Annotated in this window: 20 protein-coding genes; 6 read left to right on the forward strand and 14 right to left on the reverse strand. The window is 74.0% G+C overall.

Translation table 11 applies throughout. The annotated features are described in order from the left end of the window. Nucleotides 1–107 precede the first annotated feature (107 nt). The 10 genes from ACZ6ZI_RS12695 to ACZ6ZI_RS12740 all read right to left on the reverse strand — a co-directional run bounded on the left by ACZ6ZI_RS12695 (nucleotide 108) and on the right by ACZ6ZI_RS12740 (nucleotide 10,185). The gene (locus tag ACZ6ZI_RS12695; RefSeq protein WP_469519294.1) at nucleotides 108–1,451 is read right to left on the reverse strand and encodes a sulfate adenylyltransferase subunit 1; all 1,344 of its coding nucleotides are present in this window, start codon (nucleotides 1,449–1,451) and stop codon (nucleotides 108–110) included. A gap of 2 nt (nucleotides 1,452–1,453) precedes the next feature. Then, nucleotides 1,454–2,395 (reverse strand): sulfate adenylyltransferase subunit CysD, encoded by a 942-nt coding sequence (cysD, locus tag ACZ6ZI_RS12700; RefSeq protein WP_363052968.1) that lies wholly within the window; start codon nucleotides 2,393–2,395, stop codon nucleotides 1,454–1,456. Further along, the gene (gene cysC / locus ACZ6ZI_RS12705) at nucleotides 2,392–2,937 is read right to left on the reverse strand and encodes an adenylyl-sulfate kinase (RefSeq protein WP_363052969.1); all 546 of its coding nucleotides are present in this window, start codon (nucleotides 2,935–2,937) and stop codon (nucleotides 2,392–2,394) included. The genes cysD and cysC overlap by 4 nt, the downstream gene beginning before the upstream one ends. Nucleotides 2,938–2,963: 26 nt before the next feature. After that, nucleotides 2,964–3,680, reverse strand: a complete 717-nt coding sequence (locus ACZ6ZI_RS12710; RefSeq protein ID WP_469519298.1) for a phosphoadenylyl-sulfate reductase — start codon at nucleotides 3,678–3,680, stop codon at nucleotides 2,964–2,966. Beyond that, nucleotides 3,677–3,856: a hypothetical protein gene (locus ACZ6ZI_RS12715; protein WP_054227894.1), complete on the reverse strand. Its 180-nt coding sequence runs from the start codon at nucleotides 3,854–3,856 to the stop codon at nucleotides 3,677–3,679. The genes ACZ6ZI_RS12710 and ACZ6ZI_RS12715 overlap by 4 nt, the downstream gene beginning before the upstream one ends. Next, nucleotides 3,853–5,559, reverse strand: a complete 1,707-nt coding sequence (locus ACZ6ZI_RS12720) for a nitrite/sulfite reductase (protein ID WP_363052971.1) — start codon at nucleotides 5,557–5,559, stop codon at nucleotides 3,853–3,855. Before ACZ6ZI_RS12720 ends, ACZ6ZI_RS12715 begins: the two co-directional genes overlap by 4 nt. A 218-nt stretch (nucleotides 5,560–5,777) precedes the next feature. Further along, nucleotides 5,778–5,861 (reverse strand): putative leader peptide, encoded by an 84-nt coding sequence (locus ACZ6ZI_RS12725; RefSeq protein ID WP_363053047.1) that lies wholly within the window; start codon nucleotides 5,859–5,861, stop codon nucleotides 5,778–5,780. A gap of 413 nt (nucleotides 5,862–6,274) precedes the next feature. After that, complete coding sequence (locus tag ACZ6ZI_RS12730; protein ID WP_363052972.1) at nucleotides 6,275–6,838, reverse strand: GNAT family N-acetyltransferase; 564 nt, start codon at nucleotides 6,836–6,838, stop codon at nucleotides 6,275–6,277. Between the two features lie 5 nt (nucleotides 6,839–6,843). Next, nucleotides 6,844–8,109, reverse strand: a complete 1,266-nt coding sequence (locus ACZ6ZI_RS12735) for a GAF domain-containing protein (RefSeq protein ID WP_469519598.1) — start codon at nucleotides 8,107–8,109, stop codon at nucleotides 6,844–6,846. Between the two features lie 420 nt (nucleotides 8,110–8,529). After that, nucleotides 8,530–10,185: an acyl-CoA dehydrogenase family protein gene (locus ACZ6ZI_RS12740; protein ID WP_469519304.1), complete on the reverse strand. Its 1,656-nt coding sequence runs from the start codon at nucleotides 10,183–10,185 to the stop codon at nucleotides 8,530–8,532. Between the two features lie 17 nt (nucleotides 10,186–10,202). Between ACZ6ZI_RS12740 and ACZ6ZI_RS12745 the strand changes: the two genes are divergently transcribed. Together ACZ6ZI_RS12745 and rsgA are read left to right on the forward strand one after the other, a co-directional pair. Then, entirely contained in the window at nucleotides 10,203–11,318 is a 1,116-nt protein-coding gene (locus tag ACZ6ZI_RS12745) for a YihY/virulence factor BrkB family protein (protein WP_363052974.1), read from the forward strand. A gap of 398 nt (nucleotides 11,319–11,716) precedes the next feature. Continuing rightward, complete coding sequence (gene rsgA / locus ACZ6ZI_RS12750; protein ID WP_469519308.1) at nucleotides 11,717–12,835, forward strand: ribosome small subunit-dependent GTPase A; 1,119 nt, start codon at nucleotides 11,717–11,719, stop codon at nucleotides 12,833–12,835. A gap of 112 nt (nucleotides 12,836–12,947) precedes the next feature. Here the strand turns inward: rsgA and ACZ6ZI_RS12755 are convergent, their stop codons facing one another. Beyond that, nucleotides 12,948–13,433: a DUF456 domain-containing protein gene (locus ACZ6ZI_RS12755; RefSeq protein ID WP_363052976.1), complete on the reverse strand. Its 486-nt coding sequence runs from the start codon at nucleotides 13,431–13,433 to the stop codon at nucleotides 12,948–12,950. Between the two features lie 24 nt (nucleotides 13,434–13,457). After that, nucleotides 13,458–14,435, reverse strand: coding sequence for a helix-turn-helix domain-containing protein (locus ACZ6ZI_RS12760; RefSeq protein WP_469519601.1), 978 nt, complete (start codon nucleotides 14,433–14,435; stop codon nucleotides 13,458–13,460). A gap of 1,133 nt (nucleotides 14,436–15,568) precedes the next feature. Here ACZ6ZI_RS12760 and ACZ6ZI_RS12765 point away from each other — a divergent pair. From ACZ6ZI_RS12765 to ACZ6ZI_RS12775, 3 genes are all read left to right on the forward strand, one after another. Then, on the forward strand, nucleotides 15,569–16,651 hold the full coding sequence (locus tag ACZ6ZI_RS12765) for a protein phosphatase 2C domain-containing protein (protein WP_469519311.1): 1,083 nt from the start codon (nucleotides 15,569–15,571) through the stop codon (nucleotides 16,649–16,651). A gap of 262 nt (nucleotides 16,652–16,913) precedes the next feature. Further along, complete coding sequence (locus ACZ6ZI_RS12770) at nucleotides 16,914–17,507, forward strand: thiamine pyrophosphate-dependent enzyme (protein WP_469519314.1); 594 nt, start codon at nucleotides 16,914–16,916, stop codon at nucleotides 17,505–17,507. Nucleotides 17,508–17,594: 87 nt separating this feature from the next. Further along, nucleotides 17,595–18,047, forward strand: a complete 453-nt coding sequence (locus ACZ6ZI_RS12775) for an ATP-binding protein (protein ID WP_469519316.1) — start codon at nucleotides 17,595–17,597, stop codon at nucleotides 18,045–18,047. A 53-nt stretch (nucleotides 18,048–18,100) separates the two neighbouring features. On the opposite strand, the gene ACZ6ZI_RS12780 is transcribed toward ACZ6ZI_RS12775, so the two are convergent. Together ACZ6ZI_RS12780 and ACZ6ZI_RS12785 are read right to left on the reverse strand one after the other, a co-directional pair. Continuing rightward, nucleotides 18,101–19,159, reverse strand: coding sequence for a DUF2637 domain-containing protein (locus ACZ6ZI_RS12780; protein WP_363052980.1), 1,059 nt, complete (start codon nucleotides 19,157–19,159; stop codon nucleotides 18,101–18,103). 192 nt (nucleotides 19,160–19,351) lie between these two features. After that, on the reverse strand, nucleotides 19,352–20,227 hold the full coding sequence (locus tag ACZ6ZI_RS12785; RefSeq protein WP_469519320.1) for a (2Fe-2S)-binding protein: 876 nt from the start codon (nucleotides 20,225–20,227) through the stop codon (nucleotides 19,352–19,354). Between the two features lie 173 nt (nucleotides 20,228–20,400). Between ACZ6ZI_RS12785 and ACZ6ZI_RS12790 the strand changes: the two genes are divergently transcribed. Then, a complete protein-coding gene (locus tag ACZ6ZI_RS12790) occupies nucleotides 20,401–21,036 on the forward strand; it encodes a GntR family transcriptional regulator (protein WP_469519603.1) in 636 nt (211 codons plus the stop codon). Nucleotides 21,037–21,111 lie beyond the last annotated feature (75 nt).

The following is a 21,111-nucleotide window of genomic DNA, read 5'->3' on the forward strand; positions in this document are numbered from 1 at the left end:
CGTCATCGCGCACATCGCGCCACCCCTCCCTGGCCGCTGCCGAGGACGCCGCTGCCCACGCGGCCGCCCTCCTTCGCGAAGGTGGAGTAGATGTCGGCGAGCATGGTCTAGAAGTCCCACCCTTCCTCGTCGGCCTGGACGGTGGTCTCGGCACGCGAGGCGAAGGACTCGCCCGCCATGCCCGCCGCCAGGGTGGTGCCGTCGGCCGGGTCGATCAGCAGGAAGGACCCGGTGCGGCGCGAGTCGGCGTACGCGTCGAGCGCGAGGGGCTCGGCGGTGCGGACGACGACCCGGCCGATGTCGTTGGCCACGAGCTGCCCGGGGTTCGGGTGCTGGGAGAGGTCGTCGAGGGTCAGCCGCGAGGGGATCTCCTTGACGATGGCCTTGACCGTGCGCGTGGTGTGCTTGATCAGCACCCGGGCGCCCACGGCCAGCGGCTGGTCGGCCACGTGGCAGACGGTGGCGACCACGTCCTGCGTGCCGGCCGGCGCGCTCGCCGTCGGCGCGATCAGGTCGCCGCGCGAGATGTCGATGTCGTCCTTCAGGCGCAGCGTCACCGACTGCGGCGCCCAGGCGATGTCCACGGACTCGCCCAGGGCGTCGATGCCCTCGATGACCGAGGTGCGGCCCGACGGCAGGACGGTGACGGCCTCGCCGACGCGCAGGACGCCGGAGGCGATCTGGCCCGCGTAGCCGCGGTAGTCGGGGTGCTCCGCCGACTGCGGGCGGATCACGTACTGGACGGGGAAGCGGGCCGGGCAGGCCGTCAGGTCGTGGCTGACCGGGACGGTCTCCAGGTGCTCCAGGACGGTCGGGCCGCCGTACCAGTCCATGTTCGCGGACGGCTCGACCACGTTGTCCCCGGCCAGGGCCGAGATCGGGATGGCCGTGATCTCGGGGACGCCGAGGTCGGAGGCGTACGCGGTGAACTCCTCCGCGATCTTCGCGAAGACCTTCTCCTCGTAGCCGACGAGGTCCATCTTGTTCACGGCGAGGACCACGTGCGGGACGCGCAGCAGGGCGGCGACGGCGGCGTGCCGGCGGGTCTGCTCGATGACGCCGTTGCGGGCGTCGACGAGGACCACGGCCAGGTCGGCCGTGGAGGCGCCGGTGACCATGTTGCGGGTGTACTGCACGTGCCCGGGGGTGTCGGCGAGGATGAACCGGCGCCGGGCGGTGGCGAAGTAGCGGTAGGCCACGTCGATGGTGATGCCCTGCTCGCGCTCGGCGCGCAGGCCGTCCGTGAGGAGGGCCAGGTCCGGGGCCTCCTGGCCGCGCTGGGCGGAGACGGCCTCGACGGCCTCCATCTGGTCGCTCAGCACCGACTTGGAGTCGTGCAGCAGCCGGCCCACCAGCGTGGACTTGCCGTCGTCGACGGAACCGGCGGTCGCGAACCGCAGCAGGGTGGTCGCCGACAGGTCGGCGAACTGCTCGGTGGGGGTGGTGGTCATGGTTAGAAGTACCCTTCGCGCTTGCGGTCTTCCATCGCGGCCTCGGACATCTTGTCGTCGGCGCGGGTCGCGCCCCGCTCGGTGAGGCGGGAGACGGCGATCTCGGCGATCACGGCGTCCAGCGTGGTGGCGTCGGAGTCGACGGCACCGGTGCAGGACATGTCGCCGACGGTGCGGTAGCGGATCAGGCGGGTCTCGGGGGTCTCGCCCTCCTTGGCGCCGCCCCACTCGCCGGCCGTCAGCCACATGCCGTTGCGCAGGAACACCTCGCGCTCGTGGGCGAAGTAGATCTCCGGCAGCTCGATGCCCTCGCGGGCGATGTACTGCCACACGTCCAGCTCGGTCCAGTTGGACAGGGGGAAGACGCGCACGTGCTCGCCGGGGGCGTGCCGGCCGTTGTAGAGCTGCCACAGCTCGGGACGCTGGCGGCGCGGGTCCCACTGGGAGAACTCGTCGCGCAGGGAGAAGACGCGCTCCTTGGCGCGGGCCTTCTCCTCGTCGCGCCGGCCGCCGCCGAAGACCGCGTCGAAGCGCAGCGACTGGATGGCCTCGGTGAGCGGGACCGTCTGGAGCGGGTTGCGGGTGCCGTCGGGGCGCTCGCGCAGCTTGCCGGCGTCGATGTACTCCTGGACGGAGGCCACGTGCAGGCGCAGCCCGTGCCGGGCGACGGTGCGGTCGCGGTACTCCAGGACCTCGGGGAAGTTGTGCCCGGTGTCCACGTGCAGCAGGGCGAAGGGGACCGGCGCCGGGGCGAAGGCCTTCAGCGCCAGGTGCAGCATGACGATCGAGTCCTTGCCGCCGGAGAAGAGGATCACCGGCTTCTCGAACTCGCCCGCCACCTCGCGGAAGATGTGCACCGCCTCGGATTCGAGGGCGTCCAGGTGGGACAGCGCGTAGGGCGCGTCGGCGTCGGACTCGGTGTGCAGGTGCGCGGCGGTGGTCATGCCAGACCCCTCTCGGTGAGCAGTGCGTGCAGGGCGTCGGCCGACTCCCGCACGGTCTGCGTGTGCGACTCGATGCGCAGGTCCGGGGAGACCGGAACCTCGTACGGGTCGTCGACCCCGGTCAGACCGGAGATCTCGCCCGCCGCCTGCTTGGCGTACAGACCCTTCACGTCACGCTCGGAGCAGACCTCGACCGGGGTGGCCACGTGGACCTCCAGGTACGCGGTGTTCTCGGCGGCGTGCCGCTTGCGCACGGCCTCCCGGCTGTCGGCGAACGGCGCGATGACCGGGACGAGGGCCTTGACGCCGTTGCTCGCGAGGAGCTCGGCGACGAATCCGATGCGCTGGACGTTGGTGTGCCGGTCCTCGCGGCCGAAGCCGAGGCCCGCCGAGAGGAACTCGCGGATCTCGTCCCCGTCGAGGACCTCCACCCGGTGCCCCTCGCCGCGCAGCCGCTCGGCGAGGGCGTACGCGATGGTGGTCTTGCCCGCGCTCGGCAGCCCGGTCAGCCACACGGTGGCGCCCTGGTCGCTCACGCTCATCTGCTCTGTCTCCGTAGGTCGATTCATCAGCCGTGCAGTCCGCACTCGGTCTTGCCGCGCCCGGCCCACCGGCCGGCCCGCGCGTCCTCGCCCTCCGCCACGCGGCGGGTGCAGGGGGCGCATCCGACGGAGGCGTAGCCGTCCATCAGCAGCGGGTTGGTGAGCACGCCGTGCTCGGCGACGTACGCGTCCACGTCGTCCTGCGTCCAGCGGGCGATCGGGGAGACCTTCACCTTGCGGCGCTTCTCGTCCCAGCCGACGACCGGGGTGTTCGCCCGGGTCGGGGACTCGTCGCGGCGCAGGCCCGTCGCCCACGCCCGGTACGCGGTCAGGCCCTCTTCCAGGGGCTTGACCTTGCGCAGGGCGCAGCACAGGTCGGGGTCGCGGTCGTGCAGCTTCGGGCCGTACTCGGCGTCCTGCTCGGCGACCGTCTGCCGCGGGGTCAGGGTGATGACGTTGACGTCCATCACCGCGTCCACCGCGTCCCGGGTGCCGATGGTCTCCTCGAAGTGGTAGCCGGTGTCCAGGAACACCACGTCCACGCCGGGGAAGGCGCGGGAGGCGAGGTGGGCCACCACCGCGTCCTCCATGGAGGAGGTGACGCAGAACCGCGGGCCGAAGGTCTTCGCCGCCCAGGTGAGGATGTCCAGGGCGGAGGCGTCCTCCAGGTCACGGCCCGCCTGCTCGGCCAGTTCCTTGAGGGAGGCGCCGTTTTCGAGACGCACGTCCTGATCGGTGGTCATATCTCTTCCCCTCCAGCGGTGTCGGACCGGACACCCCGGGCCAGCAGCCCGAGGTACTTGAGCTGGAAGGCTCGGTTGCAGGCCCTGCATTCCCAGGCGCCGTGGCCGGTTTCGTTCGGAAACAGGTCCTCGTCGCCGCAGTACGGGCAGTGGAACGGTGCGGCGCGCTCGCTCACGACAGGCTCTTGTCGTCGGCGCGCGCGACCCAGGTCGCGAAGCGTTCGCCCTCTTCACGCTGCTCCTCGAAGCGCGTGACGACCCGCTCGACGTAGTCGGGCAGTCCGGCCGAGGTGACCTTCAGGCCGCGGACCTTGCGGCCGAAACCGGCCTCCAGGCCGAGCGCGCCGCCCAGGTGGACCTGGTAGCCCTCCACCTGCTCGCCGTTCTCGTCCAGGACCAGCTGGCCCTTGAGACCGATGTCCGCCACCTGGATGCGGGCGCAGGCGTTCGGGCAGCCGTTGATGTTGATGGTGATCGGCTCGGCGAAGTCCGGCAGGCGGCGCTCCAGCTCGTCGATCAGCGAGGCGCCGCGCGCCTTGGTCTCGACGATGGCCAGCTTGCAGAACTCGATGCCGGTGCAGGCCATCGTGCCGCGGCGGAACGGGGACGGCTTGACGCGCAGGTCCAGCGCCTCCAGGGCCTCGACGACGGAGTCGACGCGGTCGGCCTCGATGTCGAGCACGATCATCTTCTGCTCGGCGGTGGTGCGCAGTCGGCCGGAGCCGTGCCGCGCGGCCACGTCGGCGATCTTGACGAGGGTGGCGCCGTCGACGCGGCCGACGCGGGGCGCGAAGCCGACGTAGAAGCGGCCGTCCTGCTGCGGGTGGACGCCGACGTGGTCGCGCCACTGTCCGCTGGGCTGCTCGGGCGCGGGGCCGTCGGTCAGCGGGCGCTTCAGGTACTCGTCCTCCAGGACCTGGCGGAACTTGGCCGGGCCCCAGTCGGCGACGAGGAACTTCAGGCGGGCGCGGTTGCGCAGGCGCCGGTAGCCGTAGTCGCGGAAGATCGAGATGACGCCCTCGTAGACGTCGGGCACCTCGTCGAGCGAGACCCAGGTGCCCAGGCGCACGCCCAGCTTGGGGTTGGTGGAGAGGCCGCCGCCGACCCAGACGTCGAAGCCGGGGCCGTGCTCGGGGTGGTTCACGCCGACGAAGGCGATGTCGTTGATCTCGTGCGCCACGTCGAGCAGCGGCGAGCCGGAGATCGCGGACTTGAACTTGCGGGGCAGGTTGGAGAAGTCCTTGTTGCCGACGATGCGGCGGTAGATCTCGTCGATGGCGGGGGTGCCGTCGATGATCTCGTCCTGGGCGATGCCGGCGACGGGCGAGCCGAGGATGACGCGGGGGGTGTCACCGCAGGCCTCGGTGGTGGACAGCCCGACGGCCTCCAGGCGGCGCCAGATCTCGGGGACGTCCTCGATCCGGATCCAGTGGTACTGCACGTTCTGGCGGTCGGTGAGGTCGGCGGTGCCGCGCGCGAACTCCTCGGAGATCTCGCCGATGACGCGCAGCTGCTCGGTGGTCAGCCGGCCGCCGTCGATGCGGACGCGCAGCATGAAGTACTTGTCGTCCAGCTCCTCCGGCTCCAGGATCGCGGTCTTGCCGCCGTCGATCCCGGGCTTGCGCTGGGTGTACAGGCCCCACCAGCGCATGCGGCCGCGCAGGTCGTTGGGGTCGATCGAGTCGAAGCCCGTCTTGGAGTAGATCGTCTCGATGCGTGTCCGCACGTTGAGACCGTCGTCGTCCTTCTTGAACTGCTCGTTGCCGTTGAGGGGCGTGTGGTGTCCGACGGCCCACTGACCCTCGCCGCGGTGACGGCCGGTCTTGCGGCGCGCTGCGGCTGCGGGGGCGGCTGCGGGCGTTTCAGGGGTGGCGGCCATGGCGGGTACGTCCTTCTTCAGCGGCTCTAAGCAGGGGGCAGGGGGCGGCGGCGTGCCCCCGATAACACTGGCGCCTCTGAGCAGGGTGCGGCCGAATGTCACCCTTTGGCCGGGTTTGCCGGCGTGTCAGGGCGTGTTCGGCCTTGAGGGGGCTTGCGAGGGTTCGACGCGTCCGCTGCGGCGGGGACGGCGGCGACGTGCGGCGGTGGCTGGTTCCGTCAGCGTGCCGGACAGATGGCGCTGGATACGCGGCCGAGGTCGACGTGACGTCGACTCACCAAGGCGATTCCGGCTCCATTCATGGCGGAAGCGTGGCATGGGCCGATTGGAGGAGTCCACTACTGTCCACTATGCGGACTAACTCGTCTCGAATCTCGGGACCGCGTGATCGGAGTCACGTGTGGGGCGGCCTGGAGGGGACCCCTCCGCTTCTGGCCGGTTCTCTACGCCACCCCGTCGCCCCGGCCGGATACGGCCCCCGGGAGCGCCGGGAACGGGGGTGCGGGTGCGGGGTCGGCCGCGTCCGCGGATCGGGCGGGCCGGGCGGTCGCGGCCCCGCCGGGGGCGCGGTCGCCCCTCCGCCCCCGCGACCCGCCCTCGCGGGGAGACGTGTGTCCACCATGCGGACGCCGGGGGCGGAGGGGGCGGTGGGGGCGAGGGCGGGGGAGGTTGCGGAGGGGGTGGGCGTGTCGGGTGCCCCGGGCGGGGCCTGGGGTCAGGCGCCGGGCCAGGGGCCCGGGGTCGGCGTCGGCACCTTCTCCTCGGTTTCCGTCCGGAAGACCCGGAAGCCGCGCCGCCGGTAGTTGTCCATCGCCGTCGGTCCGTCCTCGCTGCACGTGTGGACCCACACCCGGCGCGTCGGCTCGCGGTCCGGCCAGCGGGAGGCCAGGTCCCACGCGCGGGCCGTGCCGAACGTCAGCAGGTGCCCGCCGATGCGGCGCCCCCGGAAGTCCGGCAGCAGCCCGAAGTACATGATCTCCACCACGCCGTCGGCCTGCGGATCGAGTTCGATGTAGCCGGCCGGCGTCCCCCGGTCGTACGCGACCCAGGTCTCCACTCCCGGCCGGGCCAGGTACTCCACCCACTGCGCCCGGGTCAGCGACAGCCGGTCCGTCCAGTGGATGTCCCCGCCCACCGAGGCGTACAGGAACCGGCTGAACTCCGGCGAGGGCACTTCCGCCCGCTCGATGCGGACCTCCGGGCCCGGGACGGTCGCCGCGACCAGGTCCTCGGGGGAGTTCATCTCCAGGGACCACGTGGTGAGAGTGATGGTGCTCATGCCGTTCAGGGAATCACGCCCTGCCCCGAACGGCCCAGGCGGGCCCGGACCACCGCCGGGGCCGTGGAGTGCGGCAGCAGCCGCGCGGGGTCGCGCGGGCGGATCAGCTCCACCTCCACGTCCTCCGCGAAGCGGTACGGCCGGTGGGTCAGGACCCCCGCCAGGTGCCGGCGTACGCGCGACAGCTCCGCGCGCACCGTCACCGTCCGGGTCGGGTCGCCGAACAGCTCCGCCGCGAGCTCGGCGGCCGAACGCCCGCGCGGGGACTCCGCCAGCAGGAACAGCAGCTCCGCGTGGCGCGGGCTCAGCTCCTGCGACCAGCTGCCGGCGGCCCCGTACACCGTCGCCGACCAGGATCTGGGCCGGCTGAGGTCCAGGACCACGCGGCTGACCGCGGGCGCGGCGGCGGGCGACTCCTCCAGCCGCAGCAGCCACCCGCCGGGCAGCGGCTCCGCCACGCAGTCGCCCAGCTGCGGGATCCACAGCCGGCCCGGCGCGAGCGCCTTCGGCAGCGGGATCCGGTCGGAGGGGGCCAGCCCCGTCACCGCCGCCGTCCAGCCGTGCGGGTCCACCGCCACGGCCCGCCCGGGCAGCCGCGCCAGCAGTGGCGCCGCCACCGCCCGCAGCCGCTCCAGCGACTCCAGGTGCCGCAGCCGCAGCTCCCGCTCGGCCAGCCGGGCCACGGAGGTCACCCAGGCCAGGGTCGCCGGGTGCATGGTGGCCAGCGGCCCGCTGACGTCGACCACGCCGAGCAGCTGCCCGTCACGGGGGTCGCGTACGGGGGCGCCCGCACAGGTCCAGTCGTGGTGGCTGGAGACGAAGTGCTCCGCCGAGAACACCTGCACCGGCCGCCGGGCCACCAGGGCCGTCCCCACCCCGTTGGTCCCCACCACGGCCTCGTCCCAGTCGGCCCCCACCGCGAAACCCAGCCGGTCCGCCTTGCGCAGGACCGCGGCGTGCCCCTCCCGCCACAGCAGCCGCCCGTCGGCGTCGGCGACGACCATGATGTGCAGGGCCTCGTCCAGCGCGGGCAGCAGCCCCTCGCGCAGCACCGGGAGGATCTCCCGCAGCGGCGACACCTGCCGGCGCTCCTCGGTCTCGGAGGCCGACAGCAGGCGCGAGCGGGCGTCGCGGTCCGGGTGGACCCCGCCGGCCAGCATCCGCCGCCAGGACTCGGCGATCTCCGGCCGCGGCGTCGCCGGGGGGCGATCCCCGGCCAGTGCGGCCGCCCGCACCCCCTTGAGCAGACGCGCCGCCTCCCGCGCGTCCATGGCCGTGATGCGCGCCACGTCGACCGCGTTGCCTGCGGTGTTGGCCACCGGAACCTCCCCGTGCTGAACAGGACGTACTGCGGAGGCCGCCGGGCCGCCCCGTACCCGCCCGTACCCGGGGCATGTGCGGGTGGCACCCGCCGTCGGCGGTCCTCCGAGCCGAGCCGAAGGTCTGAAGGGTTGCAACGGTATGCAACTCTCGCCAACCTCCGGTCACCCGACCGAAACTATCGGCACGCCGCAGAGCGGCGTGACAGCTCCTTCCTCGGGGCTTCTCGGATCAGGGGTGGTGCCGAGTCGGCGCGGCGCCACCCCCGATCTGTCCTCACCGGGCCCGGATCCCGGTGCTGAGTGGTTTGGGGACCACGACGGGGAGAGGACCGCGGCGGTTTGGGGACCGCCACGCTCCATCGGACCCGATCAGCCCGAGATCCGTGCCCGTGACACCACCGCGCGCAGGTCGAGACCGTGCGGCAGGGTGCCGAAGGCCGCGCCCCAGTCACCGCCGAGCCGGGAGGCGCAGAACGCGTCCGCCACCTCCGGCGGCGCCCACCGCACCAGCAGCGAGCCCTGCAACACCAGGGCCATCCGCTCCACCACCCGACGGGCCCGCGCCTCGATGCCCTCCAGGTCGGCCAGCTCCGTCAGCAGGTTCTTGATCGCCGCGTCCAGACGGTGGTCGGCGCCCCGCGCCAGGCCCACCTCCGTCAGGAAGGCGTTCAGGGCCATGGGCTCCCGTTGCAGGGCGCGCAGCACGTCCAGGGCCTGGACGTTGCCGGAGCCCTCCCAGATCGAGTTGAGCGGGGACTCGCGCAGCAGCCGGGGCAGCCCCGACTCCTCGACGTAGCCGTTGCCGCCCAGGCACTCCAGGGCCTCCGCCACCATCGGCGTACAGCGCTTGGTCACCCAGTACTTCGCGGCGGGCACCGCGAGGCGCAGGAAGGCCCGCTCCTGCTCCGTGCCGGCGTCGTACGCGGCCGCGAGGCGCAGCGTGAGGACGGTCGCCGCCTCCGACTCCAGGGCGAGATCGGCGAGGACGTTGCGCATCAACGGCTGCTCGATGAGCGGCGCTCCGAAAGCGGAGCGGTGCTCCGCGTGGTGGACGGCCTGCGTCAGCGCCTGCCGCATCAGCGAGGCGGAACCGATCACGCAGTCCAGCCGGGTCGCCGCGACCATCTCGATGATGGTCCGCACCCCCCGGCCCTCCTCGCCCACCCGCCGCGCCCAGGTCCCGTCGAACTCGACCTCGCTCGACGCGTTCGACCGGTTGCCCAGCTTGTCCTTGAGCCGCTGGATCGCGAACGCGTTGCGCGAACCGTCCGGCAGCACCCGCGGCACCAGGAAGCACGTCAGGCGGTCCTGCCCGGCGGCGGAGGCCTGGGCCAGGACCAGGAAACCGTCCGACATCGGAGCCGAACAGAACCACTTGTGCCCCGTCAGCAGGTACTCCCCGGGAGCGTCCAGGGCCACCGCCCGGGTGGTGTTCGCCCGGACGTCGCTGCCGCCCTGCTTCTCGGTCATCCCCATCCCGAACAACGCCCCGGCCTTCCGGTCGGCCGGCAGCAGCCCCTCCTCGTACACGTGCGAGGTCAGCCGCGGCTCCCACACCGCCGCCAGCTCGGGGTCCGCCCGCAGCGCCGGGACGGCGGCGTGCGTCATCGAGACCGGGCACCCGTGGCCCGCCTCGGCCTGGGACCACAGGAAGAAGCCGGCCGCCCGCCGCAGGTGCCCCGCGGGGCGCCCCCAGGCGTCCGTCAGCCCGGCGGTCACGGCGTGCCCCAGCAGCCGGTGCCAGGCCGGGTGGAACTCCACCTCGTCGATCCGGTTCCCGTAACGGTCGTGCGTACGGAGTTTCGGCGGGTTCTCGTTCGCCAGCCGACCCCATTCCTGGGCCTGGGACGAGCCCGCCGCCCGACCCAGCGAGGTCAGCTCCTCCCTTGCCTCGTCGCGGAGTTCGGGGGCCGCGTCGGCCAGGTGCCGTTCGACGCCCTCGGTGAGGGCCCGGTCGCCGAGGTAGACCTCGTGGCCCACCAGGGGCGGGACCTGATTGCTGACTGTGTGGGTGGTGGCTGCCATGCCGATACCGTAAGGACGTGCAGCCAGCAAAAGAAACACCCGAGCGGATCCCAGGACGGCTCCATCGGGCCCGCGCCCTCTATCGCAACGTCTCCAAGCGGAAGATGGCCTGGCTGCTGCTCAAAGACACCGTCAACTCCTGCATCGAGTACCGCATCCTCGGGCTGGCGGCCGAGGCGGCCTTCTTCACCCTGCTCTCCCTGCCCCCGCTCTTCCTGGGCCTGCTCGGCCTCCTCGGCTACGTGGACGGCTGGACCGACACCCAGTCGGTCGCCAGCATCGAGGAGAACATCCTGCGCGCGGTGGGCACCATCCTGTCCGACCGGGGCGTCAACGACATCGCCAAACCGATGCTCGACGACGTCACCAGCCGCGGCAGACCCGACCTGATCTCCCTCGGCTTCGCCTTCGCGCTGTGGTCGGGCTCCCGGGCCGTCAACGTCTTCATCGACACCATCACCGTCATGTACGGCCTCGACGGCCAGCGGGGCATCGTCAAGACCCGGCTGCTCGCCTTCCTGCTGTACGTGATCGCCCTGGTCATCGGCGCGGTGGTGCTGCCGCTGATGGTCGCCGGACCGGACGTGGTCGTCCGGCTCGTCCCGTGGAGCACCGAGGTGATCGCGGTGCTGTACTGGCCGACCGTCACCCTGCTCTCCATCGCCTTCCTGACCACGCTCTACCACGTCTCCGTACCGGTTCGTTCGCCGTGGATCGAGGACGTCCCGGGCGCGCTGGTGGCGCTCGCGATGTGGGTGCTGGGCTCGTTCCTGCTGCGGATCTACCTGACCAACACGGTGGAGGGGCCGACGATCTACGGCTCGCTGGCCGCGCCCGTGGCGATCCTGCTGTGGATCGGCATCTCGGCGTTCGCGGTGCTCGTCGGCGCCGCCGTCAACGCCGCCATCGACCGGGTGTGGCCCTCGGTGGCCACGGCCGCGGCGCGCGAGGCGAACGAACGGGTCCGCGAGGCGGAGGCCGCCCAGCTGGTGGCGCGGGCCGCCGCCTGGCGGGCACTGGCCGAGGGGGAGTCGGAGGACGACGAGGACGCGGGGATGCCGTCGGAGTTCCCCGAGCGCTGGTCGAACTTCCTGCCGCCGGACGACTACACCTCCCGGCTGCGCAAGCACTGACACCGGCGACACCGGCCCCCCGCCCGCCCGCGCCCACGGACGCCCGCCCCCCCACGGTGGCGGGCGTCCGGTCGTTTCCGGGGCGCCGGATCGGGGCGGGCGCGAACACGGGCGGAAGGCCTGCGGAAGGCCCGCGGAAAGGCCCGCGGAAAGCCTGCGGAAAAAGGATTGGCGCCGGGGCGAAGGGCCTTGTTACGGTGAACCCGTTCCCGCCGATCGGTGGGTGACCACAGACCGTTGTACGACCCGGAGGTGAGTTCATTGATGACTGCTGTCGAGCAGGGTGCCGTTCGCACTCAGAAGCCCATCAATGTCACCCCCGTGGTCTCCGGCTGACCTCACACCTTCTTCGCGCGCCGAGGCGCGCGCTGCCGGGGCCACCCTGTGAAGGGTTCCCCTTGACTCTCTCTTCCTTCCCCTCTTCCTCTTCCTCCTCCGCTTCCCGCTCCGTCCTCGCCCCCTACGGCTGGGACGACGCGTGGGCGGTCGAGTTCGAGCCGTACGCCGACCGGGGACTCCTCCCGGGCCGGGTCGTGCGCGTGGACCGGGGCCAGTGCGACGTCATGACCGAGGACGGCATCGTCCGCGCCGACACCGCCTTCGTCACCCCGCACGACCCGCTGCGCGTCATCTGCACCGGCGACTGGGCCGCCGTCGAGGCGAGCGGCAACCCCCGGTACGTCAAGGCGTACCTGCCGCGCCGTACCGCCTTCGTGCGCTCCACCTCCTCGCAGCGCTCCGAGGGCCAGATCCTCGCCGCCAACGTCGACCACGCGGTCATCGCCGTCTCCCTCGCCGTCGAACTCGACCTCGGTCGGATCGAGCGCTTCCTCGCCCTCGCGTGGGAGTCGGGGGCGCAGCCGATCGTCGTCCTCACCAAGGCCGACCTCGTACCGGACCCGACCGCGCTGGCCCACCTCGTCCAGGACGTGGAGACCGCGGCCCCGGGCGTGCAGGTGCTGACCGTCTCCTCCCACACCGGGGAGGGCACGGACGTCCTGGCGGCGATCGTCGCCGACGGCACGAGCGTGCTGCTCGGCGTCTCCGGCGCCGGAAAGTCCACCCTGGCGAACGCGCTGCTCGGCGCGGACGTCATGGAGGTCCAGGAGATCCGTGACGTCGACGGCAAGGGCCGTCACACCACGACCACCCGCAACCTGCTGGCCCTGCCCGGGGGCGGTGTCCTCATCGACACCCCGGGGCTGCGCGGGGTCGGCCTGTTCGACGCCGAGGCGGGCGTCGGGCAGGTCTTCTCGGAGATCGAGGAGTACGCCGCCCGGTGCCGCTTCCACGACTGCGCGCACGTCGCGGAGCCGGGCTGCGCGGTGCTGGAGGCGCTGGACTCGGGGGCGCTGCCCGAGCGACGGCTGGAGAGCTACCGCAAGCTGCTGCGGGAGAACCAGCGGATCGTCGCGAAGACGGACGCCCGACTGCGGTCGGAGATCCGCCGGGACTGGCGCCTGAAGTCCGCGGAGGGCCGCGCCAACTACGCCGCGAAGCGCAACGGCAGGGCCTGACCCGCAGGAGCCGGGTCGGCCCGCCGTCCGACCCGGCCACGGCCCGTCCGACCCGGCCACGGCCCGCCGGGTCCGGCGGGTGGCGCCGATCGGGCCCGGCGGGTGGCGAGGGTCAGGAACCCGCCAGGACCGCGCCCAGCCAGGCGGCCGCCACCATCAGGCACGCGAACAGCTCCACCAGCACGCTCGTCCCCACCGCCCGCATCACCGTCCGCACCGAGGCCCACGCCTCGCCGTGCGTGCCCAGCCGGCGGCGTTCGCACAGGTAGACGCCGCCCACGAAACCCGGCACCGCGCCCACCACCGGCAGCGCCACGAAGCCCACGAGCGCGCCCGCGCCCGCGTACACCGCCATCCGACGGCTCACGCCCACCCCGCGCAGCCGGCGCGGCGGGAGCTGCCACTTCACCACCTGCACCACCAGCAGCAACACCGTCGTGGCGACGAGCAGCGCCCACGCGGGCGTCGACCGTTCGCCCATCGCCCACCACAGCACGCCCGCCCACACCAGCCAGGTTCCCGGCACCCCCGGGACCAGCACCCCGAGCACCCCGAGCAGCAGCACCAGCCCCACCAGGAGCAGCTGAGGCAGATCCATCTGCCCAGCGTGACCGACCGGGGTCTATCGGGCCACCCAGCCCCGCCGGTACGCCTGCCAGCCGAGCTGGAGCCGCGTGGTGACCCCGGACAGCTCCATCAGCCCCTTCACCCGCCGCTGTACCGTGCGCAGCCCCAGCTCCAGGTGCTTGGCCACGCTCGCGTCCGTCATCCCCGCCAGCAGCAGCGAGAGGATCTCCAGGTCCACCTCGTCCGGGCCTCCGGCGCCCTCCTCGGCGCAGCCCGTCGCCCCGAGCCGCAGCGGCAGCGCCTCCCGCCACGCCGCCTCGAACAGGCCCCGCAACGCCTCCAACAGCCCCGACGCGTGCACGACCAACGCGGCCGGCTCCGCCCCGCGCGGGGTGAGGTGGACCATCGCCAGCGAGCGGTCGGCGATCACCAGCCTCGTCGGCACCCGGTCCGTCACCCGGATCCGCTCACCGCGCGCCAGGGCGGCCCCGGCCTCCCGGATGCCCCCGGACAGGGCGAGCGCCTCCCGTTCGAGCACGACCCGGTGGGTGACGCCCCGTACGAAGGCCCGTTCCCCGGCCTCGTCGTCGAGGCGCGGCTCCGCCTCCGGCCGGCTGGTCACCAGCGCGCACACCTCCTGCGTCGCGCCCAGCCGGAGCTGGTGGAAGCGGTGCGCCACCGCGCTCGCCCCGGTCACCACCTCCACCAGGTCGTGCACGGCAGGCTCGCCCGCCTCCGCCCGGTACTCCCGCGCCAGCAGCACCGCCGCCAGCTCCGCCCGCTCCAACTCGTGCCGCTGCCGCGTCAGCAGGGCGCCCAGCGCCACCCCCGGCGGCGCGGCCACCCAGCGGCCCGGGCGGGCCGAGGACTGTGCGGCCAGGCCGTGCCGTTCCAGGTGCCGCAGGGCCCGTTCGGTCTGCGGCACCGGCAGCGTCAGCCGGTGCGCCAGGTCCGGGACCTCCGCCGCGCCCAGCGCCACCAGCGCGCGGTAAGCCGACTCCTGGCCCTCGTCCAGGCCTATCGCCCCCAGCAACCCGTCCACCCCCATCTCGTGCCGATCCCGGCGGGAAGCGGCCACGGCGCGATCCCGCCTCGGACATCATCGCCGCACCCACCGCCGCTCCGCCAAGGCGACGGCCGGCGCGGTACCCACATCCGCCGGTCACGAGCCGTCCGCGCGGCAACTTTGCCGTGCGACAACGCGGTTGGCCGGAATTCGCCCGGGGAGGGCGATGTGTCCGCCCTCGCGTACCGCGCCGGGGCGGTCGTACGGTCACCCGGAGGGTCGCGCGGACGTACGAAGTCCGCTGTTCCGTACGGGACATGGGGAGGACGGCCGGCGGGCGGCGGCCGGGTCGACCCATTTCGCGCGTTCGGGGTTTTCCGCCGCCCGGGGAGGCCGACAATGAGGGCATGAGTCAGCGGGGCGCGCAGGACTGGTGGCAGAAGCTCTACGAGGATCCGGACGCGGCACCCGAGCCCGATCCGGGGGACACGCTGGACCACCGGTTCCGTTCGGCGTCCGGGCTGGTGACGCAGGCGGGACCGGCCCCGGACGGGCCGGGGGAGTCCGCCGGACCGGCCGGGGCGCCGCCTGCGCAGACCGCGCCGGGCACGACCACGACGCCGACCGCGCCCCCGTCCGCGCCCGCCGAGCCGGTGCTTCCGGCACCCCGCGCGGGCGACGCGGCGCCCGGGGCCCCGGCGCGCCGGGCGACACCTGCCGAGCCCCCGGCGCCCTCGGCGGCCCCCGAGCCCATCACAGCCCCGGCGCCTCCCGAGGCGTCCGCACCCCTGGCGCCCCCCGCGCCCACGGCGCCGCCCGCACCCCCTTCACCGGCGCCCCCGACGGCAGGGCGCCCGGGCCCGCCTCCCGCGTCCGCGTCGGCGTCGGCTCCCGCAGGTCCCGCACCCGCGGCGCCTCCCGCCGCGTCGCCCGCGTCCGCGGTGCCTCCCGCCGCGTCGACGCCCGCCGCGCCGGCCCCCGTACCGCCCGTGCCCGCCGCCGGCCCCGTACCGCCTCCCCACCCGTCCGCGCCCCCCGCGCCCCCTTCGCCGCCGCTGCCCGCGCAGCGCGGCGCCGGTTCCGGCCCGGAGCCGGCCCCGCCGCCACCCGCGTGGCGGGACCCGCGCCTGTCGGGGGCGACCGGGTACGCGCGGGGCGACGTGACGGTGCCCCCGGCGCCGGCCGCCGACCCGGCCGAAGCCCCGGACACCGACCCGCCCGGGCCCGCCGCCGAGCCGCCCGCGTGGCGGTGGGGCGCACCCGCGGCGCCGGCCGGGAGGCCCGCGCGGGCCGCGGAGCCGGAGCCGGAGCCCGTACCGCCGGCGGCGCCGCGTCCCCCGTCCCGCCCGGCCCCGCCACCGCCCCCGCCGTTCGAGACGGTCGACCGTCCCGAGCCCGCCTTCCTCGGAGACCGGGCCCCCACCTACGCCGCCGAACCGGGAGCGCTGCCCGCGGCCGACCCCGCCGCGCTCGACTTCCTGACCCCCGACACCGTGCTGGAGGGGGCCCGCTACGGCACCTACACCCTGCGCGCCGCCTCCCTGCGCGGGGACTCCGCCCGCTACCGGGGCGAAGCCCGTCGGGACTTCCTGCTCACGGCCCGCTTCGGCAGTGGTGACGACGGCCTGGTCCTGGTCGTCCTGGCCGGCGGGGACCGGGCCGCCCCAGGCGCCCGGGAGGCCGCCGCCGAACTGGGTCGATCCGTCGCGGCGGCCGTCGGGCGCAGCCGCGAGCGGCTCACCGACGACGTACGGGCGGGGCGGCGCGAGGCCCTGCTGTCGGGCCTCCAGCGGCTCACCGACCGGGGTTACGGTCGGCTGCGGGCCCACGCGGCCGAACTGGGACTGGCCGAGGAGGCCTACACGGCGGGGCTGCGCGGGGTCCTGCTGCCGCTGGACCCCCGCTGTCCCAACCGGGTGTGCTTCGGCGCGGGCGCGGGCGGGGTCTTCCGGCTCCGGGACGGCCGCTGGCAGGACCTCGAACCGCCCGGCCCGGTCACCCACACCGAGGGCGGCGCGGGCTTCCGCTTCCGCGCGGCCGTGGCCCGCCCCGGCGACACCCTCCTGTTGTGCTCCGGCGGTCTCGCCGACCCCATGCGCGAGGAGGGACTGCTCCCCGCCGAGCTGGCCGACCGCTGGTCCCAGGGCGACCCGCCGGGCCTGGCGGCCTTCCTCGCGGACACCCAGCTCCGCCTCAAGGGCTACGCCGACGACCGGACGGCGGCCGCGATCTGGGAGGCGTGACCGGGCGGACGGCCCGGCGAGGAGGCGGCGCGGCGGATCCTCGACGCCCTCGGCGACCCCCGTCCGCTCGGCGGCGTACCGGAGCCCTCCGCGTCGTGCCGGAGCGCCCCGCGGCGCGTGGCCGCGGGGCGCTCCGGCAGGTTCGGTCGCCCATCTGCCCGTCGCCCGAAACGCCGTTGCAGGTGGTGGTGGGTGGCGCGTCGGATTGCTCCGTTCGGGTGGGTCCGCGCGGCCTCGCGGGTCCGGTGAAAGCCTGTCCCGCATGGGCGGGGCAGGCGTGGCGCGCTATCGTTCCCCGAACGTCGGGCGTCGCGGCGACGGCTCCTTCGTCACGGACCGCGTCCGTCAAGTGGTGTCGATGTCGGGCGATGGTGGATTCTCGGTGCCGATGGGAGATTTCCTCCCCCTCGTGCAGTACGGCCCGCCCGTCAAAGTGGTCGTTTTCAGCGATTCGTCGCCCGTAGTGGCCGAGCGTGACCTGTCGATTTTCGGCCTCCCCTCCCGGGCGGCGACCCGCCGGAACCCCGACCGCGCCGTCGTCGGCCCCGCGACCGGTGCCCACGGGGTCCGCGTGGGGGAGCCCCGGCAGCTCACAGGGGCCGCGAGGGGCGTACTCCGGCACCGGACGCCGGCCCGGGCGGGCGGGCCGGCCGCCCCCGCACCCCTGTCGGTTCCACCGAAGGGCGGCGTCGGCGCGGTGACCGGATTCGCATGTTCGGCCGGGAAGATCGCGCTCGACGCGGGGGCGGGGCGGATGATCGGCACGGCTCGACATGGCTCGATCCGACCTGCGCGACGTGCAGCGACCCCGAGCCCGCAGGAGTGCGGAATTCCCCGGGGGGCATGCATTCCGTAGACCTGTTCGAGGAACGAGTGACGTGGGAGGGGCATCGCCGTGCGGGTGGGGGCGAATACCGGGAAGGTGTGGAAGCGGGGAGTGCCGGTGCCGAGGGAACCCTCGGTCGAGGGCGGCGAGCCGGCCCCGATCGCGGCGGCGGTCGCGTCGGAGGTCAGACGCAGCGTCCGGCGCTCGGACCTGAAAGCGGTGGGAGAGGTCCGCCGGGAACTGCGGGAGCTGATGCGGCACCGGTGCCGGGCGGAGGCGGCCGACGTGGCCGAACTGCTCGTCACGGAGCTCGTCACCAACGCCCTCGTCCACACCGACCACGGCGCGGAGGTGTCCGCGAGCCTGCGGGCCGCCCGACTACGGGTCGAGGTCCGCGACTTCAACCCCCAGCGCGTCCGGCCCTTCGTACCGTCCGCCGACGACGGTACGCACGGCCGGGGCCTGCTGTTGGTGGAGGCGCTGGCCGACGCGTGGGGGGTCGATCCGCTCGCCCTCGGGCGCGGGAAGGTCGTGTGGTTCGAGCTCGACGCCGGCGGCCCGCACACATGACGGCGGGGGAGCCCCAGGGGCACCCCCGCCGTCCGTCGGTCGCCGCACCGCGGCTAGCCGAACTGCTGTTCCAGATCCTTCAGTTTGCGCTCCAGCGAGTCGAGTCGGGGGATCGTCTGGGTGTCGTCCTCGGCGGTGAGGTCCACCGTCCGGGGCCCGGGCGGATCGACGGGTTCAATTCCGTTCACGGCCTGGAGTGAGGGCCTTCGGCGTAGTGGCAGCTGCCCCGCTTCCGATATGGCCGGCTCCGCGCCGACCGGCGCGGAGCCCGACCCCGGGGCCAACCCGGGCACGTCGACCTGGCGTGCGCGGGCCCGCCCGAAGGCCCTGTTCTGCCGGCCCAGCGCCTTGATGTGCGCCCGGTCCAGGCGGTGTTGCTCCCGCCTGCGGTGCCGGTCCTGCTCCCGCTCCTTCTTGTCCTCGCGGACCTCGTCCACGGCCTCGTCCAGGGTCCGCACCCCCTCCAGCAGCATGAGCGACCACGCGCCGAAGGTCTCCCGGGGGGCCCGCAGCCAGCGGACCATCCGGATCTGCGGCAACGGCCGCGGGATCAGGCCCTGTTCGCGCAGTGCCGCCCGGCGGGTCTGCTTGAGGGCCCGGTCGAAGAGCACGGCCGCCGAGAGCGACATCCCGGCGAAGAACTGCGGGGCGCCGTCGTGGCCGAGGCCCCGGGGCGCGTGCACCCAGTTGAACCAGGCGGCCGCGCCCGCGAACAGCCAGACCAGCAGGCGCGAGCCGAGCGCGGCGTCGCCGTGGCTGGCCTCCCGTACGGCGAGCACCGAGCAGAACATGGCCGCGCCGTCGAGACCGAAGGGGACCAGGTACTCCCAGCCCCCGGAGAGGTTCAGGTTCTGCCGGCCGAAGCCGACCAGCCCGTGGAAGGAGAGCGCCGCGGCGACCGCCGCGCAGCAGAACAGCAGGACGTACGAGGCGGTGCCGTAGACGGCCTCCTTGCGCCGTCGGCGCTCCTCGCTGCGTTCCCAGCTGTCGTCGGCCGCGGCCTTCTCGCCCTCCCGCCTGCCCCGGGCCAGCACCGCCACTGCCGCAAGTACGCCCAGGATCAGCAGGCTGCCGGGCAGCAGCCAGTCCAGCGATATGTCGGTCAGTCTCATGCGGTTGTCCCTTGCCTCGCGTATGCGGCTTTCCGGGCGCCATAGTGGCGCAGCAGGTCCGTGGTGCACGCGGGTTTCGGGGCAAGTGGACGCCTTCGGGGGGCGGGGCCCGTCGGATAGGGTGTTGTGGCTCGAACTACCGCTCGGCGAAGTCGAGTTGCGTTCGAATCCGGTTCACGCCTGTGGGTGGCTTCAGCCTGCGGCGGCCACCGCCGTGAGGCGGGCGACCCGCTCCTCGTCGCAGGTGCGTGGGCAGGTCGTGCAGGTGTCCTCCGGGCGGATCGTGTAGAAGAAGCAGCATCCGGCCCGGTCCCGGGTGACGTGTTCCGTCCCGTCCGGGGCCCGCAGGGTGCGGAAGTGCGCGCCGCCCGTGTACGGGGCGGTCGTGCCGGGCAGCAGCAGTTCCAGCTCGCGCAGGGCGCGCCGCTCCTCGCCGAGCAGCCCGCCGACGTACCAGAGCCCCTCGACGACCTCGTCGGTGGCCATCGACCACAGGGCGCGACGGCCACGCCGCAGTCGCGGGCCGAAACCTTTCAGCAGCGGTTCGAGGTGACGGGACACCGCTGCCCGCACCTCTTCCCGCAACGCCTCCTCGTCGGCCACCACGACGGCGCCGGGCAGCCCCGCCGCCGGGTCGTCCGGCAGGCACGCGAACTCCTCCACGCGCACGGACAGCAGCCCCCGGGTCCGGTGGAAGGCCACGGCCTCCACCGGCAGCCGGGGCACCCTGCGCGCGAGGAACCACGGGAGCGTGAACAGCAGGCAGGCGGGCCAGGCGTAGCGGTGCAGGCCGAAGCCCGCCACCACGTCGGGCCGACCCCGGCGCCCGTAGTCCCGCAGGACCTGCGCCTCGTCCCAGGCGAGGAAGGCGTCGAGCGCCTCCCCGCCGGCCGCGAGCTCGTCCGCGCCGACCCATCCCACACCGCGAGGGAGGGGTTCGTGCGCGTCGCGCTCCACGATCCGCAGACCGGGGTAGGCGGCCGTCAGGCGCCCGTACGCGTCCGCCGCCGGAGAGCCGGCCGGGGCGGGTGCACAGGGGCGCGGGACGTCGAGAGCCGAGCCGGTCATGGGGGACCACCGCATCACACGATCGTTGGAAGGTTAGCCTTACCTTACCTGATTCGGGAGGGGTGGGAACCCCGTGCTCCGACCTCTTTCGCCTATTCTCTGAACCGGTCGAACACCAGGAGGAGGACCGAGTGCGTGAAGCGGCCCGGCCCCGGGTGTACGAAGCGCCCCCGATGCCGGCGCAGAAGGTGCTGCGCCATTCGGTGCGCGGGCAGGTCCTCGACGCCCTGCGCGCCGCCCTCGTCGACGGCGAACTGGTCCCCGGGGAGATCTACTCCGGCCCCGCGCTCGGCGAGCGGTTCGGGGTCTCCGCGACCCCCGTGCGCGAGGCGATGCAGCAGCTGGCGCTCGAAGGCGCCGTGGAATGCCTGCCCAACCGGGGCTTCCGGGTCATCGCCCGCACCCCCCGGGCACTGGCCGAACTGGCCGAGGTGCGGGCCCTGCTGGAGGTGCCCGTCATGCTCCGGCTGGCCCGCACCGTCCCGGCCGCGACCTGGGAGTCCCTGCGCCCGGCGGCCCGGGCCACGGCCGAGGCGGCCGCCGCCGGCGACCTGCCCGGGTACGGGGACGCGGACCGGGCCTTCCACCGCGCGGTGCTCTCCCTGGCCGACAACGGCCAACTGGTGCGGATCGCGGAGGAACTCCACCGCCGTGCCCAGTGGCCCCTGCCCGGAGCCCCGCGGGTGCGCCGCGCGGACCTCGTGGCCGACGCGGCGGAACACGCCGCCCTGCTGGAGGCCCTGATCGCCCAGGACCTCCCGGTGGTGGAGTCGCTCGTACGGGAACACTTCGCGGGCTCCCCGCTCTGAGCGCCCCCCGCCCGGCCGCGGCGGACCCGATCCCGTTCGGAACCGCCGCGGCCCGCACGCGCCCGATCCGCCCGA

This window comes from Streptomyces sp. NPDC103540 (assembly GCF_055584445.1).

Coding starts and splice junctions, on each gene's coding strand:
- ACZ6ZI_RS12695 (WP_469519294.1), bottom strand. CDS start 1,451: ATGACCACCACCCCCACCGAGCAGTTCGCCGACCTGTCGGCGACCACC.
- cysD (WP_363052968.1), bottom strand. CDS start 2,395: ATGACCACCGCCGCGCACCTGCACACCGAGTCCGACGCCGACGCGCCC.
- cysC (WP_363052969.1), bottom strand. CDS start 2,937: ATGAGCGTGAGCGACCAGGGCGCCACCGTGTGGCTGACCGGGCTGCCG.
- ACZ6ZI_RS12710 (WP_469519298.1), bottom strand. CDS start 3,680: ATGACCACCGATCAGGACGTGCGTCTCGAAAACGGCGCCTCCCTCAAG.
- ACZ6ZI_RS12720 (WP_363052971.1), bottom strand. CDS start 5,559: ATGGCCGCCACCCCTGAAACGCCCGCAGCCGCCCCCGCAGCCGCAGCG.
- ACZ6ZI_RS12725 (WP_363053047.1), bottom strand. CDS start 5,861: ATGAATGGAGCCGGAATCGCCTTGGTGAGTCGACGTCACGTCGACCTC.
- ACZ6ZI_RS12730 (WP_363052972.1), bottom strand. CDS start 6,838: ATGAGCACCATCACTCTCACCACGTGGTCCCTGGAGATGAACTCCCCC.
- ACZ6ZI_RS12735 (WP_469519598.1), bottom strand. CDS start 8,109: ATGGACGCGCGGGAGGCGGCGCGTCTGCTCAAGGGGGTGCGGGCGGCC.
- ACZ6ZI_RS12740 (WP_469519304.1), bottom strand. CDS start 10,185: ATGGCAGCCACCACCCACACAGTCAGCAATCAGGTCCCGCCCCTGGTG.
- ACZ6ZI_RS12755 (WP_363052976.1), bottom strand. CDS start 13,433: ATGGATCTGCCTCAGCTGCTCCTGGTGGGGCTGGTGCTGCTGCTCGGG.
- ACZ6ZI_RS12770 (WP_469519314.1), top strand. CDS start 16,914: ATGGGCGGGGCAGGCGTGGCGCGCTATCGTTCCCCGAACGTCGGGCGT.
- ACZ6ZI_RS12780 (WP_363052980.1), bottom strand. CDS start 19,159: ATGAGACTGACCGACATATCGCTGGACTGGCTGCTGCCCGGCAGCCTG.
- ACZ6ZI_RS12785 (WP_469519320.1), bottom strand. CDS start 20,227: ATGACCGGCTCGGCTCTCGACGTCCCGCGCCCCTGTGCACCCGCCCCG.
- ACZ6ZI_RS12790 (WP_469519603.1), top strand. CDS start 20,401: ATGCCGGCGCAGAAGGTGCTGCGCCATTCGGTGCGCGGGCAGGTCCTC.